The sequence below is a fragment of the Streptomyces torulosus genome (genome assembly GCF_001419765.1).
Lineage (GTDB): Bacteria > Actinomycetota > Actinomycetes > Streptomycetales > Streptomycetaceae > Streptomyces > Streptomyces torulosus.
Genome location: NZ_LIRK01000092.1, coordinates 1 through 13,357, shown reverse-complemented (window position 1 = coordinate 13,357; position 13,357 = coordinate 1). Strand labels below are relative to the sequence as shown.

At 67.7% G+C, this 13,357-nt stretch carries 12 protein-coding genes and 2 pseudogenes; 10 read left to right on the top strand and 4 right to left on the bottom strand.

Annotation, left to right across the window (positions count from 1 at the left end):
• Positions 1-43 precede the first annotated feature (43 nt).
• From AOK23_RS51610 to AOK23_RS07605, 6 genes are all read left to right on the top strand, one after another.
• The gene (locus tag AOK23_RS51610) at positions 44-250 is read left to right on the top strand and encodes an amidohydrolase family protein (RefSeq protein WP_055711984.1); all 207 of its coding nucleotides are present in this window, start codon (positions 44-46) and stop codon (positions 248-250) included.
• Positions 223-1,794, top strand: coding sequence for an APC family permease (locus tag AOK23_RS07625; RefSeq protein WP_157877966.1), 1,572 nt, complete (start codon positions 223-225; stop codon positions 1,792-1,794). Before AOK23_RS51610 ends, AOK23_RS07625 begins: the two co-directional genes overlap by 28 nt.
• A gap of 294 nt (positions 1,795-2,088) precedes the next feature.
• The gene (locus tag AOK23_RS07620; protein ID WP_055711982.1) at positions 2,089-3,192 is read left to right on the top strand and encodes an S-(hydroxymethyl)mycothiol dehydrogenase; all 1,104 of its coding nucleotides are present in this window, start codon (positions 2,089-2,091) and stop codon (positions 3,190-3,192) included.
• On the top strand, positions 3,192-3,887 hold the full coding sequence (locus AOK23_RS07615; protein ID WP_055711981.1) for an MBL fold metallo-hydrolase: 696 nt from the start codon (positions 3,192-3,194) through the stop codon (positions 3,885-3,887). Before AOK23_RS07620 ends, AOK23_RS07615 begins: the two co-directional genes overlap by 1 nt.
• A gap of 201 nt (positions 3,888-4,088) precedes the next feature.
• Positions 4,089-4,772 (top strand): TetR/AcrR family transcriptional regulator, encoded by a 684-nt coding sequence (locus tag AOK23_RS07610; protein WP_055711980.1) that lies wholly within the window; start codon positions 4,089-4,091, stop codon positions 4,770-4,772.
• The gene (locus tag AOK23_RS07605) at positions 4,747-7,167 is read left to right on the top strand and encodes a SpoIIE family protein phosphatase (protein ID WP_206336142.1); all 2,421 of its coding nucleotides are present in this window, start codon (positions 4,747-4,749) and stop codon (positions 7,165-7,167) included. Before AOK23_RS07610 ends, AOK23_RS07605 begins: the two co-directional genes overlap by 26 nt.
• Positions 7,168-7,202: 35 nt before the next feature.
• Here AOK23_RS07605 and AOK23_RS07600 read toward each other — a convergent pair.
• Positions 7,203-7,478 (bottom strand): annotated as a pseudogene (locus AOK23_RS07600) (MarR family winged helix-turn-helix transcriptional regulator); the annotation flags it as partial.
• Between the two features lie 39 nt (positions 7,479-7,517).
• Here AOK23_RS07600 and AOK23_RS49475 point away from each other — a divergent pair.
• Positions 7,518-7,844 (top strand): IS3 family transposase, encoded by a 327-nt coding sequence (locus AOK23_RS49475; RefSeq protein ID WP_055711978.1) that lies wholly within the window; start codon positions 7,518-7,520, stop codon positions 7,842-7,844.
• A gap of 23 nt (positions 7,845-7,867) precedes the next feature.
• Entirely contained in the window at positions 7,868-8,677 is an 810-nt protein-coding gene (locus AOK23_RS44620; RefSeq protein ID WP_240496294.1) for an IS3 family transposase, read from the top strand.
• An 89-nt stretch (positions 8,678-8,766) separates the two neighbouring features.
• Here the strand turns inward: AOK23_RS44620 and AOK23_RS07585 are convergent, their stop codons facing one another.
• The gene (locus AOK23_RS07585) at positions 8,767-9,945 is read right to left on the bottom strand and encodes a carboxylesterase family protein (protein ID WP_055711977.1); all 1,179 of its coding nucleotides are present in this window, start codon (positions 9,943-9,945) and stop codon (positions 8,767-8,769) included.
• 308 nt (positions 9,946-10,253) lie between these two features.
• Positions 10,254-10,727, bottom strand: coding sequence for a DoxX family protein (locus AOK23_RS07580; RefSeq protein ID WP_055711976.1), 474 nt, complete (start codon positions 10,725-10,727; stop codon positions 10,254-10,256).
• A gap of 530 nt (positions 10,728-11,257) precedes the next feature.
• Between AOK23_RS07580 and AOK23_RS07575 the strand changes: the two genes are divergently transcribed.
• Positions 11,258-12,760 carry a multicopper oxidase family protein gene (locus tag AOK23_RS07575; protein WP_240496293.1) on the top strand — a complete coding sequence of 501 codons (1,503 nt, stop codon included), beginning with the start codon at positions 11,258-11,260 and terminating at the stop codon, positions 12,758-12,760.
• Between the two features lie 138 nt (positions 12,761-12,898).
• Here AOK23_RS07575 and AOK23_RS07570 read toward each other — a convergent pair whose 3' ends face one another.
• On the bottom strand, positions 12,899-13,117 hold the full coding sequence (locus AOK23_RS07570; protein ID WP_055711975.1) for a hypothetical protein: 219 nt from the start codon (positions 13,115-13,117) through the stop codon (positions 12,899-12,901).
• Positions 13,118-13,123: 6 nt separating this feature from the next.
• Here AOK23_RS07570 and AOK23_RS07565 point away from each other — a divergent pair.
• Positions 13,124-13,357 (top strand): annotated as a pseudogene (locus AOK23_RS07565) (IS982 family transposase); the annotation flags it as partial.

The window sequence follows — 13,357 nt, the reverse complement described above, 5'->3', positions numbered from 1 at the left end:
CGGAGACCTCATTCCGACTGGACGCGAACTCTCCGTTGACCTGGTGTACGCCCTGCGCGCACTTACGATTGAGGGAGTCCGAGCGGTCGAACGCGCCGAGGGGCGGGGCTCCCTGGAACCGGGCAAGTACGCCGACTTCATGGCCTTCGACCGCCGCAACCTCTACGAGGTGCTGGCCGACGACATCGGGGACACGAAAGTCGTCCGCACGGTCTTCGAAGGGTGCACGGTACACGCTCTCGCCATCTGAGTCCGCCGAGCCATTCCCTTGACCGACAACCCTTCAGCTTTCAGATTCGCGAGACAGGACCCAACATGAGCAAGAGAACCCAACCGAGGGCCGCCGACACAGTGCGGGTTTCCGGGGAGCGCGACGGCACCGAGAACCGCCTCCGCGGCCGGATGGGCGTGATCGAACTCGCCCTCACCGTCCTGGCGTTCGCCGCTCCGCTGGCGAGTGTGGTGGGCGTGCTGCCGCTGGTCATCGGGTTCGCGGGGGCGGGGGCCCCTCTGGCCTTCGCCGCCGCGACCGTGGTGCTGCTGCTCTTCTCCGTCGGCTACACCACCATGAGCCGCTTCCTGCCCAACCCCGGCGCCTTCTACGCCTACATCAGTGCCGGTCTGAGCAAGGTGGTGGGGCTCGCCGCGAGCTTCCTCGCCATCCTGGGGTATTTGATGATCGGGCTCGGTGTCACGTTCTTCTTCGGGATCGTCGCCCAAGACCTGGTGGTCAGTACCTTCCACGGTCCCGAGGTGCCGTGGTGGCTGTACTCGCTTGCCCTGGTGGCGATCGTCGGTGTCTTCGGGTATTTCAGGATCGACCTGTCGGCGAAGATGCTGTCCGCAGTGATGGTGCTCGAACTCGCGATCGTCCTGGTCTTCGATGTGGCTGTGGCGGGGAAGGGCGGTCCTGAAGGCCGTACGCTCACCCCGTTCGCCTGGAGTTCCCTCGACGGAGGAGCGGTGGGAGTCGCGGTGCTGTTTGCCGTGATCACGTTCATCGGTTTCGAGGCCACCGCCATTTTCCGGGAGGAGACGAGAGACCCGCGGCGCACGATACCCCGGGCCACGTACCTTGCGGTCGCGCTCGTCGGCGTCTTCTACACCCTCACGACGTGGCTGCTGGTCATCGCCTACGGCCCCACGGCGGCCCCGGGCATCGCCGGCGGCAACGCACCGGGCATGTTCACGGACGCCATGAAGGGTTTTGTTGGCACGTGGGCCCGGGACGCGGTGTCCATGCTAGTGGTGACCTCCGCCTTCGCCGCAGTGGTCTCGTGCCAGAACATCATCGCGCGGTACGGATACCTGCTGGGTGCCGACGGGGCCCTGCCGGCCGTGCTCGGGCGAGTGCACCCACGCCACGGGTCGCCGTACGTCAGCTCGCTGGTCCTCAGCGCCATCCTCGGTGCCAGCGTGCTGCTGTTCTCCCGCAGTGACCCGGCCTCCTCCTACGCGTGGCTGGCGGGAGCGGGCGGCTTCCCCCTTCTGTTGCTGATGTTCCTGACCGGCGTTGCCGTCCTGGTCTTCTTCCGCAAGGCACGTAGCGAGATCAACGACTCGACGTACTGGCACACGCTTGTCGCTCCGGCCCTGGCGTGCCTGGGCCTGGGTGCGGCTCTCTACCTCTCGCTGAGCAACTTCGTGCTCCTGACGGGCGGCGACCGCGGCATTGCCATCGTGCTTCAGTTCGTCATCTGGGGCGTCTTCCTCGCAGGAATCGTCCTGGCACTGGTGTACCGATCGGTTCGTCCTGCGGTGTACGCACGCATAGGCCGGCAGTCGATCAACTGATTGGCAAGGAATCTCCCTTTCCCGGAATGCCCCCAGGCCACCGACCGCGACCTTCGTGATGTGTCTGGGCCGTTGATCGATACCGCGCGGCGAGCCGTCCAGCAGGCGACGCAGGTCAGCCGTCCGTCGCTGACCGACAGGTGCGTCGCCGCATCGCCCGACCACTTGGCCGAACGCGAAACTGAACGGACCGTACAATTTTCATCTCCATCGTCTTGACTTCGTACGGTTGGTGAATCCACACTCCACTGACTTGTCACCTGGCCCAAACGAGACCGTAGAGGAGTACGCAGCATGGCGCAGCAGGTCAAGGCCGTCGTCGCCCGCACGAAGGGGAAGCCGGTCGAGGTGGTGACGATCAACGTGCCGACCCCGGGCCCCGGTGAGGCGGTGGTGAAGATCCTGGCGTGCGGGGTGTGTCACACCGACCTGCACTACCGAGAGGGAGGCATCAACGACGGCTTTCCGTTCCTGCTGGGCCACGAGGCCTCGGGGATTGTGGAAGAAATCGGACCCGGCGTCTCCGGCGTCGCGCCAGGTGACTTCGTGGTGCTCAACTGGCGGTCGGTGTGCGGTGAGTGTCGTGCGTGCAGGCGGGGCGACCCGCACTACTGCTTCAGCACTCACAACGCGACCCAGAAAATGTCACTGGAGGACGGCACGGAGCTGTCGCCCGCGCTGGGCATCGGGGCGTTCGCGGAGAAGACGCTGGTCGCCGCCGGCCAGTGCACCAAGGTGGACCCCGAGGCCCGGCCGGCCGCCGTTGGTCTGCTGGGCTGCGGGGTGATGGCCGGCATCGGCGCGGCGATCAACACCGGTGCCGTCACCCGCGGGAAGTCGGTCGCTGTGATCGGCTGTGGCGGCGTCGGGATGGCAGCGGTCGCGGCCTCGGCGCTGGCGGGTGCCAGCCCGATCATCGCAGTGGACATCGACGGGAAGAAGCTGGAGACCGCCAAGCGTATGGGCGCCACGCACGCGGTCGACTCTACGGCGGTGGATGTGGCGGCGGAAGTCAAGCGGATCTGCACGGAGACCTACGAGGGCGCGGAGGGCGCCGACGTGGTAATCGAGGCCGTTGGCCGTCCGGAGACCTGGAAGCAGGCGTTCTACGCCCGCGACCTCGCTGGCACCCTCGTCCTGGTCGGAGTGCCCACCCCGGACATGAAGGTGCCCGACCTGCCCCTCATCGACGTGTTCGGCCGGGGCGGCGCACTGAAGTCGAGCTGGTACGGCGATTGCCTGCCAAGCCGCGACTTCCCGATGCTGGTCGACCTCTACCAGCAGGGCCGGCTTGACCTCGACGCGTTCGTGACCGAGGAGATCGGGATCGCCGACGTGGAGGCCGCCTTCGAGCGGATGCACCACGGCGACGTGCTGCGCTCGGTGGTGATCCTCTGATGGCCCGGCCGTCGACAGGTCGGGTGCGAGTGGACCATGCCGTCAGCAGGGGGAAGTTCAGCCTCGACGGGAAGACCTACGAAGTCGAGAACAACGTCTGGGTCGTCGGCGACGACACCGAGTGCGTGGTCATCGACGCCCCGCACTCCGTCGAGGCCATCCTCACCGTGGTGGGCGACCGGACCGTCAAGGCGATCGTGTGCACCCATGCCCACGACGACCACGTCCGCGTCGCGCCCGCGCTGCGGGAGCGAGTGAACGGAGGGTCGGGTGCGCCGATCATGCTGCACCCCGACGACCAGCCGCTGTGGGAGCTCACGCACACCGATCACCTCTGGGACCTCGACCTCGCCGACGGCGCGATGATCGAGGTGGGCGGAGTGGCCCTGACCGTCCTCCACACACCCGGCCACGCTCCCGGAGCTGTCTGCCTCCACGCCCCGGAGCTCGGCTGCGTCTTCACCGGAGACACTCTCTTCAAGGGCGGTCCCGGCGCGACCGGCCGGTCCTACAGCGACCGACCCACGCTCGAGGACTCTGTCCAGACCAAGCTGTTCGCCCTCCCCGACGACACGGTCGTACACACCGGACACGGCGAGGACACCACCATCGGTGCCGAGCGTGCTGCTTTGGCCACTCGGGCGGTTCGTGACGACCCCACGCATCGTTCTTCGGGTGAAGGAGGCGCTTCCTGAGACCGGTGGCACGCGCGAGGTGGGGAGTCCAGTCGGGTGGCACCGCGCGCTGCCTCGGCTCGTCGAACGCGAAGCGATGAGGCGTGGGGCCTATGAGGGCCACACCGAACGACGCGCGCGACCCAGCGCAGGTCGGTCCGGACCCGCAGATGGCGCACCGGGGTGTCTGTACCGGCTCCGCCGTCTCAGGAGTGTGGGTACATGACCGAGACGGTGGTCGACGAGGGGACCGGCGGCCAGGACAATCGGCCCGGATACGGTCAGGGACGGGAAGCTTTGATGGCCGCGGCCATCAAGGTGGTCGCCCGAGGGGGCCTGCGGAAGCTGACGTACCGGTCCGTGGCTGCCGAGGCCGGAGTGACCCACGGCCTCGTCGTCCACCACTTCGGATCACGTGACGCCCTGCTCGAACACGCTTTGGGCTGGGCTGTGCGGCGCAGCATCGAGACGTCGTCGCTGGTGCCCACCAGTGGCCGGCTGGAGGACTTCGCCGCGACGCTGGCCGCGTTCATCGCCGCCGATCCGGATCTGCAGGCGTTCCAGTACGAGCTGAAGCTCGAAGCCAGCCGGCGGCCGGAGCTGCGCCACTACGTCGACCTGCTCTATGACACCTACCGCGATGCCGTCCGCGAGGCCTTGGCCTGCTTCGACGTGTCGCAGCAGATGACGGAGATCGTCTTCGCGGCCCTGGACGGCCTGGTCTTCCACCAGATCACGTCCGGCGCACCGGAGCGCACCGAGGAGAGGGCCGACGCCTTGCGCCGGCTCCTCGCGGCCCATCGCGCGCAGACGTCACCGAGGGCGCCCGGCGGTACATTGAATGAGCCGAAACTCTCCTGCACCCACTTCAGGAGCGGCGATGACGAGCTTTTTCAAGGGGCGTGACCAGCCAGTCCGGCCGCACGGCAGGTCTTCCCCGGTCATACCGACGCCCGTCGGCGCGACTGCGGTGCTGGACCAGCACCTGCGGGTCACCGGGTGGAGCCGGGAAGCCGAGGAGCTGTTCGGTCTGGTGTCCGAAGAAGTCCTCGGCCGGTCCGCCGACGCCGTCCTGGCCGATACCGAGACGGGAGCAGGCGTCTCCTCAGCCGCTGGCGACGGTGGTACGGCATGGTCGCTCGGCCCTCGGCCGGTCCGCCGCGGTGACGGCCGCCCGGTGCGCTTGTCCTTGTCTCTCACTCCGCTCGCCCTGGGGGTGGGCGCGACCGGGTGGCTGTTGGTGGCCGTGGATTCGGAGCTGGCGCACTGGGAGGCCCTCGGCCGGGCCATGCTTGACGGACTCGACCGGGAAGCGCCCGTCCAGTTGGCGGTCTATGACACGGATGCCCGGGTGCGCTGGATCAACGCCGCGATCGAGAAGCAGTTCGGAATCCCACTGGAAGACGCTTCCGGCAGGTTCCTGAAGGACATGCTGCCGCAGGGCGAGGTACTGGGGGAGGGGGAGGGGACAGCCACGAGCGTCGAGGAGATCGTCCAGCGGGTGGCCCGCACCGGCGCACCCGTGATCGACGTCCGCTACCGCAGCTCCACTCACCTTGACCCCCTTCGCGAACGCGTCTGGTCGTGTTCCTACTTCCGGCTTCAGGACGGTGACGGCCGTCCGATCGGAGTCTGTGAGGCCGGCCTCGACATCACCGACCGCTATGTGGCACGCCAGCGTCTCGCCCTGCTCAGCCGGGCCAGCGGCAGTATCGGAAGGACCCTGGACATCCGGCGCACGGCCGGAGATCTGGCGGAACTCGTGGTCCCCGAATTCGCCGACGCCGTCACCGTGGACATCGTCGAAGCCGTCCTGAGCGGGCAGGAACCACAACACTTCGGCGCCCACCCCATCCTGTGCCGGGTGGCTCACCGCGATCACGCCGCGGCCAAGGACACCGCGTACGACGAACTGGACACCGTCCGCCTGCGGTGCCTGGCCGAGAACGCGCCGGTCACCGACGCGGCCACCCATGTGCTCGCCCTTCCCCTCAAGGCCCGTGGCGCCACCCTGGGCGTGGTGGCCTTCGCACGCTCCCGACACGCCGACCCCTTCGAGCATGAGGAGATTCAGCTCGCCGAAGAGCTCGTCTCCCGCACCGCGGTCTGCCTGGACAACGCCCGCCGTTACACCCGAGAACACGCGACCGCGCTCACGCTCCAGCGTGATCTCCTCCCTCGCACCCTGCCCCAGCAGCCGGGCGTGGAGGTCGCTCACCGCTATCTGCCCGCGGCCGGGCCCGCCGGCGTCGGAGGGGACTGGTACGACGTCATTCCCCTCTCCGGGGCACGCGTCGGGCTGGTGGTGGGGGATGTCGCCGGACACGGCACGGGCGCGGCCGCCACCATGGGCCGGGTGCGCACCACCGTCGCGGCGCTCGCGGCGCTCGACCTCGCGCCGGACGAACTGCTCGCCCGCCTCGACGACCTCGTGGCGCGAACCGGCGCACCGCCTTCCGGGCCCGCCGAGGCCGAGGACCAGGCACTGGGCGTCACCTGCCTGTACGCGATCTACGATCCGGTCTCCCGGCACTGCGTCATGGCGCGTGCGGGCCATCTCCCGCCCGTACTCGTCACCCCCGACGGACACGCCGAGCTGGTGGACCTTCCCGCCGGACCGCCCCTCGGCCTGGGCGGCCTGCCGTTCGAATGCGCTGACATCGAGCTGCCGGAAGGCGCGACGCTCGCTCTCTACACCGACGGACTCGTCGAAAACCGCCAGTCAGACATCGACGCAGGAGTCCGCTCTCTCTGCACCGCACTCGCCAGGCCCGGGAACGGCCAACTGGACAAGACATGCGACAGGGTCATCACCAGACTCCTGCCCCAAGCCCCCGAGGACGACGCAGCACTGCTGCTGCTCCGCGTCCACGCCCTGGCCGAGAATCTGGTGGCGACATGGGACATGGCCCCCGACGCCGCAGAAGTGGCAAGAGCCCGGTCGCTGGCCCTCGCTCAGCTGGCCGCGTGGGGAGTTGACGAAGCCGCGTCGTTCGTCGTCGAGCTCGTCGTCAGCGAGCTGGTCACCAACGCGATCCGATATGGCAACGCTCCGGTGTGTCTACGGCTCATCCGGGAACGTGGCCTCATCATCGAGGTCTCCGACGGCGGGCACACCTCGCCCCACCTGCGGCGGGCCGCGACGGAGGACGAGGGCGGCCGAGGTCTGTTCCTGGTCGCGCAACTCACGCAGCGGTGGGGAACCCGATACACGCCAACGGGCAAGACCATCTGGACCGAGGTGTCGCTGGTTCCAGCCCAGATGTCAGCAACCTTCGCAGGCGAGCAATTCGAGCTGTAGCGATCCAGGCGCCCTCGTCCGGGACTGGTCGCGGCTCAGGCCTTACGGCGGCCGCTGCGGCGTGGCGCCGGGGCGGCACCGCCCAACAGATCCTGGTGGCGCTCCTCGCCGTTTTCCTCCACCTGCAGCACCACCCGGCGCAGTCCGTCGGCGACGGTCCGGCAGTCCGCCTCGCTGAGTTGCCCGGTGACGAAGGCTTCCTCCTCGTTGAACGCCGGAAAGAGGCGCTGCATCAGCTCCTCACCTTGATCTGTCAGGCTGAGAAGCACCAGCCTGCCGCCGGCGGGATGATCGGCTCGCTGAACCGCTCCGGGTCTGATGGAGGCTCGATTCCCTGAGAGGATCGAGTCATGGCACGTCCGTCCCCCTACCCTGCTGAGCTTCGTGAGCGTGCGGTGCGCATGGTCACGGAGATCCGTCCCAACTACCCAACCGAGTGGGCCGCGATGAAGGCGGTCGCCGCGAAGCTGGGGATCGGTGCGGCGGAGACCGTGCGGACCTGGGTCCGCAAATCCCAGGTCGACGCCGGTCAGCGGCCCGGCGTCAACTCCGACGAGGCCGCGGAGATCAAGCGGCTCAAGGCAGAGAACGCCGAGCTGCGGCGGGCCAACGAGATCCTCAAGGCGGCCTCGGCTTTCTTCGCGGCCGAGCTCGACCGGCCGTCGAAGCGCTCGTAGCGTTCATCGACGCACACCGCCAGGTGTTCGGAGTCGAGCCGATCTGCCGCGTCCTGACCCGCCACGGACTGAAGATCGCAACGAGCACCTACGACGCGGCCAAGAATCGCACCCCCAGCGTCCGGTCGGTCCGTGACGCGGAGCTGAAGACGCAGATCAGCCGCGTCCACGCGGACAACTTCAGCGTCTACGGGGTGCGGAAGGTCTGGCGGCAGCTGCACCGCGAAGGCACACCAGTGGCCCGCTGCACCGTCGCGCGGCTGATGCGCGACCTCGGCCTGGAGGGCGCCCGACGCGGGAAGAAGATCCGCACCACCATCCGGGACGACGGCCAGGAGAGGGCTGGTGACCTGCTCCGGCGCGACTTCACCGCGTCACGTCCGAACGAGCGGTGGGTGGCTGACTTCACCTATGTCGCCACTTGGTCCGGGGTCGTCTACGTCGCGTTCGTCGTGGACGTGTTCTCCCGGGCGATCGTGGGCTGGTCCGCCGCCACCAGCAAGCGGGCCAAGCTCGTCCTCGACGCCCTCGACATGGCCTTGTGGCGCCGCGACCGCGCCGGAACTCCCGCTGGACCGGGGCTCGTTCACCATTCGGACGCGGGCAGTCAATACACGTCTTTCGCGTTCACCGCGCACCTCCTCGACGCCGGCATCGACGCCTCCATCGGCACCGTCGGCGACGCCCAGGGACGCGGAGTTGGAGGCTGCCCGCGCCGCCAACCGCGAACTGACCCGGGCCCTGAATTACAAAGGAGTCGCGGACCGATAGGCAAGGTTGCCGCGGCGGCCCACGGCTCCCCGGCGGGGCCCGTGCGGCCAGTCAGGATCTGAACCGCGCCCCGAACCAGCCGGGGCCGACCGGCTGCAGCCCGCTGTGCACCGGCACGAGTGCGTGCGGGGAGGTGGGGGTCGGCCGGTGATCAGGCTGCAGCTGTGGCTGCCCGTGCGGTACGTCGCCGCTTGAGCAGGTGGCGGATGCCGAAGAAGGCGCCGGTCAGGATGGCCAGGAAGCCGACGATGATGACGGTGGTCCAGACGGGGCCGATGAGCGCGATGATCACGCGGGGATCGTGCCAAGGGGTGCCGGGGTAGGTGAGCGGGGTCAGGTCCTGGAGTGTCGGCTTGGTGCCGTCGTAGGGCAGTGCGGAGAAGACCTTGCGTTCGTTGCTGAGCGGGTCGTCCTCGACGGTCGTCATCTTGTCGATCACCAGGGTGGGGCGGTCGGTGAGGCTGTACTGCCTCCAGTCCGTGCGTCCTGGGGTGCCGGTCTTGGCGAAGGTGGTCCAGATGTCCTGGACCTGGCCGGACGGGCGGTTGCGCCAGGTGCCGGTGCCGTAGAAGTCGGGGTCGGCGGAGAAGTTGCCGAAGACGAAGCCCAGGTCGATGGCGTGGGGTACGCCGTATTTACCGCCGTCCTTGGGTGAGGAGGTGGTGAACAGACCCATCCACACCGGCACTCCACAGTGGGCCAGGACTTCGGCGGTGCGGATCGAGGGGGCGCGGAAGGCGACATCGCCGGCAAGGGCCATGCCCACCTGCGCCTCGGTCAGCTCGGGGCGGTTGTGGCGGTAGGCGGCGATGGCGGCATCGACGTGGTCCTTGCCGACGAGGTTGGCCAGCCAGGGCCGGTAGAGCACCTCCGGCATCCGCTCGGCCTCGGAGACTTCCTGTATCCAGTAGCGGGCCTCGTCGCGGGTGGTGGTGATGATGGTGGGCACCTTGAGCCCGTCGGCGGAGGCAAGGCGCTTCATGGGGTGCTCGGGCAGTGCCCGGCCGTCGACGACCGGACCGAACGCGGTGTCGGAGAACTCGCTGTCGTACAGCTTGTCGGTGGCCTGCTGCAGGCGCTTGGCGCTCAGGTTCTGCAGTTCGGCGGCCGTGGAGGCGCCGGCGAGCTTGAGGTAGGCACAGGAGACCTTGCCGGCCTGCTTGAGGTCGGAGACGTTGGCTGCGGTGCCGCTCTCCAGGATCACGCGCTGGTAGAGGCCGCCGGCCTGAGGGCTGCCCAGGATGGCGGATATGGAGATGGCGCCCGCCGACTCGCCGAAGAGGGTGACGTGGCGGGGGTCGCCGCCGAAGGCGGCGATGTTGTCGCGCACCCAGCGCAGTCCGGCGATCTGGTCCAGCAGTCCGTTGTTTGCCGGTCCGGCACGGGGAGGGATGGGCGGCGCAGGTGGACATCGGGCAGTCGTGCGATTCCACGCGCTTGGTGTCGTCGCTCACAAGCCCGACTGTTTCCTGAGGGTGTTTCAGACGTCCAGTCGTTTGCAGCGACTCATGACCTATGAAACAGTCCGTGGCGGTGGTCTGAGCCAGAAGCAGTGGAGATTCGGTCGAAGATCGCTGTCGACGACCTGCCGTCGGTGATCGTGCTTGTCGCGCTGGTCCACCTGGCCGGGGCCAAGATCTAGCCGTTGATCAACAGGGTCAGCAGGGCTGTCGCCACACCGACCCCGACCGACCCGAGCGCCCACCGTGTGCCGGTGCGCTGCCAGGGACGTCCAGCGTCCAGTGCGTAGCGCCCCGGCCCGGTGAAGGCGAGCGCCACGGCGACGGCCGCGAAGAGCATCGGTGTCTCGGTCCCCTCGTAGAACCCGTACCCCCACGAGGCGTTGACCGCATTGATCATCACCCCGATGACCATGGCCGTGGCCAGTGGGAACGCCAGACCAACGGCGAGCAGCAGCCCGCCACCCATTTCAGTCAGCCCCGCGATCACCGCAAAGGGCCTCCCTGGCTGAAACCCCATCGTTTCGAACGCCGCGGCGGTCCCCTCAACCCCGTCGCCCCCGAACCACCCGAACAGCTTCTGCGCCCCATGCGAGGCCAGAACCAGCCCGAAGAACACCCGCAACCCCAGCAATCCGACATGCATGCCCATCGCTCCTTTCGCTTCGTGCAACTCCAGCTTTGATGCGTGACGGGGCGGCGGGCATCCGCCGATCTTCCGCTTCACCCCCGTCGATCGGCGGGGTGGTTCCGGCCAGGTGCCGGATCCCTTTCCACCGTCTCCTGTTCGAGTCTTGAATCCGACTCCAGGACGACCACGCCATGAGGGGCCCTACAGCCCTTCTTCCAAGCCCCGAGGACTGCCCAGAAGAACCCCTGGGAAGGCCACGGTCAGGAAGGGCCACCGCCACGAAGGCCAGGCGCCCGATTCGGAGTCTTGGTGTTCTTCCCGTTCAGGAGGAGCGCATCTGTTCCGCCGCTCAGTGAGGAAAGCCTTTGTCCGCACGCTCGACCGCGCCTCGATCGCGCGTCACCCGCCTCGGAGCAGTCGCTGTCGCGGCCGCTCTCTTGTCCGTCTGCCTCGCAGGCTGCCAGAGCGCAGAGCCGCACTCGCACTCGGCGGCTACCGGAGCGCCAGATCCGGCGTTTACCGGACTGCCGCCCGCGCCGCCCAAGGGAAAGTTGCTGCGGACGACCAAAGAGCAGGCGGCCGGCATGGTTCCCGGCGCTGCGCTGATGGAACCGCCCGACCTCAACACGGCGACCCCGAAGGAGCTGACGGTCCAGCTGACGGCGGTGCAGAAAGAGGTGATGATCTCGGGCAAGAAGGTCCTCGCGGAAACCTACAACGGGAGTCTCGTCGGGCCGACCCTCCATGTGGTTCCAGGCCAGCGTGTCACCTTGAAACTGGCCAATCATCTCGGCACGTCAACCAACCTGCACTACCACGGGATGCACCTGTCCCCGAAGGGAAGCGCGGACAACATCGACCTGTCCGTTAAGCCAGGGCAGATTCAGACCTACCACCTCGACATTCCCGCCAACCAGGAACCCGGAACGTACTGGTACCACGACCACGAAATGTGCGACGGGAACGACCGTTCGATGCCGGGGATGACGATGAGCCCCGCACCAGCGAACGTTCGCTGCAATGGAACGGAGAGCCAGATCGGGGCGGGGCTGTCGGGAACCATCATCGTCGGGGACAGCCGCGAAACTCTGCCACCGGCCTACCGCGGGATCACCGCTCGCACCTTGGCGCTCAAGGACACCCAGATCAGCTCATCCAGCTCGATCGTCTACCCCGACGGGGTCCTGGAGCCCGCATCGCCGACGGTCCGGCTGGTCAACGGCCAATACCAGCCCACGCTGACCATGAAAGCCGGGGAAACCCAGCTGTGGCGCATCGCCAACGAAGGCTACGCCATCGCCTACGACCTCCAGCTCGACGGCGCCACCTTCACCGTCGTCAACCAGGACGGGATTCCCGCCGCGGCGCCGACCCGGGCCAAACACCTTCTGATGCCGCCCGGCAGACGCTTCGACGTCCTGGTGACCGCCGGAGCCACCGGATCGACCTGGCTCAGAACCCTCGCCCACAAGACCGGGCCCGACCCCTTCAACGGTGCCGGCGACGAATACCCCGACACCCCTCTCATGAAGGTCAACGTCCAGCAGGGCAGCGGGAACGGGGGGCCGGCTGCCACCGCAGGACGGCCGGGCATGACTACCTCGCCCCAGATCGCCGGGCCGCTTCCCGGATCCCACCCCGATCTGTCCAAAGAACCCATAGCCCGATCCCGAAGCATCGTCCTGAACGACGACGGCGGCAACAACTTCTGGATCAACGGCAAGCTGTTCGACCACACGAAGCCGACTTTCGCTGAACCGGCCACCCTCGGAACGGTCGAAGAATGGACGCTCACGAACAAGGCTCACCAGAATCATCCGTTCCATCTCCACGTCGCACCGTTCCAGGTCCTCAGCGTGAACGGCGTCGCCCAGCCCCGTGCCGACTACATGGACGGCGTCAGCGTGCCCCACGCAGTCAACGGAAAACCCGGAAAAGTGGTGATCCGGATGCGCTTCACCGACTTCACCGGGAAATGGTTCTTCCACTGCCACATAACCGGACACGAGGACACCGGAATGATGGGCTACCTGAACGTCATCGCCGCCCGATGACCAACCCTCCGGCGCCAGCTGGGGGACTGTCAAACGTCTTACAGTCCCCCAGCGGGCGCCGGAGGCTCAGGATGCGAGGACGCCCCGATCCTGGGCAGGGAGGCGTCAGCGTCCTGCGTCGCTGAAGGCACGTCACCGTCAGGCGGCCTGGTCGAGGCCGACGGTGGTCAGGTCCTGCTCGCGCAGCGGGGTGAAGTCGACGTCGAGTTTCGGGTCGTATGCGTCGGGCTGGATGCCGAGTTCGTGCGTGGAGTACTCGCCGAACCGTTTGATGTGCTCGGTCAGGTACGGCGAGATGTGGGCTAGACGAGTAGTTCCAATTGCGGGGTTCTCAGACGGAGGGAGGGTGTCCAACATCGGGTTGTGACGACCGATTTAGACACCCTCTTGACGGCACTGTACGTGCATGTCGATGACCGTTTGAAGACCCCGCGGTGGCGCGGACGTCCGCCGCGACTGACCGATGCCGAGCTGGTGACCCTGGCGGTGGCCCAGGCCGTGCTGGGCTTCCACTGCGAGGCCCGCTGGCTGCGCTTCGCCCACGCCCACCTGCACGGGATGTTCCCGTACCTGCCGCAGCGGCCCGCCTACAACAAG

Excerpts from the sequence above, each read along its gene's own strand:
- AOK23_RS49475 (WP_055711978.1), top strand. The coding sequence starts at position 7,518 with ATGGCACGTCCGTCCCCCTACCCTGCTGAGCTTCGTGAGCGTGCGGTG.
- AOK23_RS07570 (WP_055711975.1), bottom strand. The coding sequence starts at position 13,117 with ATGTTGGACACCCTCCCTCCGTCTGAGAACCCCGCAATTGGAACTACT.
- AOK23_RS07615 (WP_055711981.1), top strand. The coding sequence starts at position 3,192 with ATGGCCCGGCCGTCGACAGGTCGGGTGCGAGTGGACCATGCCGTCAGC.
- AOK23_RS07580 (WP_055711976.1), bottom strand. The coding sequence starts at position 10,727 with ATGGGCATGCATGTCGGATTGCTGGGGTTGCGGGTGTTCTTCGGGCTG.
- AOK23_RS07620 (WP_055711982.1), top strand. The coding sequence starts at position 2,089 with ATGGCGCAGCAGGTCAAGGCCGTCGTCGCCCGCACGAAGGGGAAGCCG.
- AOK23_RS07610 (WP_055711980.1), top strand. The coding sequence starts at position 4,089 with ATGACCGAGACGGTGGTCGACGAGGGGACCGGCGGCCAGGACAATCGG.
- AOK23_RS07605 (WP_206336142.1), top strand. The coding sequence starts at position 4,747 with ATGACGAGCTTTTTCAAGGGGCGTGACCAGCCAGTCCGGCCGCACGGC.